Origin of the sequence: Deinococcus arcticus (assembly GCF_003028415.1) — a bacterium.
Taxonomy (GTDB): Bacteria; Deinococcota; Deinococci; order Deinococcales; family Deinococcaceae; genus Deinococcus; species Deinococcus arcticus.
Genome location: NZ_PYSV01000056.1, coordinates 1 through 881 on the forward strand (window position 1 = coordinate 1; position 881 = coordinate 881).

Genomic DNA, 881 nt, shown 5'->3' on the forward strand with positions numbered 1-881 from the left:
CTCAGTACCGGACATCTTAGGTTTTGGATCGACTGAGACGTCGTCCGCCATTTTCTAGCCGTGACCACATTGTGGGCAGCACAAGAGCGGCATCACTGGTCTGTGACAATCCACGATGCCGCTCCAGGTGAGTGTACCCATCTCGCCGACCTGTTGAAAGCACGACTTCCCTTCCTCCGGCGCGACACGCTGCAGCGTGTCGCTGACGTGATCGAAGCCCTGATTCAAGCACAATCGACCTGTCACCGGGTCCTGGCTACGTTCCTGCCCAGTGAAGCGTCGCCTGAAGCCCGAAAAAAGCGAATACACCGATGTTTTCAAGACGAACAACTGACCGATGACGTCTTCCTCCACGTGCTCCTGCCCCTGTTGCCCCCAGGAAAACTCATCCTGGCGCTGGACCGGACCAATTGGACCCATGGGACCCAGCCCCTGAATCTCTTGGTCCTGGGCGTTGTCCTGCACGGCTTTACACTGCCCCTGGTCTGGACAGCGCTCGCTCACCAGGGCAGCAGCGATACCGCCACACGCGAGCGACTGGTCGCCCGCTTGCTGAGGCACCTTCCAGCGAACCGCTGGAAGGTGCTGATTGCTGACCGTGAATTTATTGGTCAGAACTGGTTCCGATTTCTGCGACGTCGCCGGATCAAGCGGTGCGTGCGCGTTAAAGGCAGTGCTCGTGTCGATGGTGACCGCTTGGACGAGGTCTACGCTGACCTGGCTCCCGGTCGGATCGTCGCCATGATGGATAAGGAAGTGATCTACGGGTGCCGCATGCAGATCGTGGTCACCCGGTCAGTGGCTGGCGACTTGGTCTGTCTGGCGACCGATCTGCACGCCCAGGACGCCTGTTGGATGTATCGTCTCCGCTGGTCGGTGGA

The 881-nt window shown here is 59.6% G+C and carries 1 protein-coding gene; it reads left to right on the forward strand.

Translation table 11 applies throughout. The annotated features are described in order from the left end of the window. Positions 1–60 precede the first annotated feature (60 nt). Positions 61–881 (forward strand): transposase (locus C8263_RS18735; protein ID WP_107139619.1); only part of this gene is annotated, 821 nt, incomplete at its 3' end.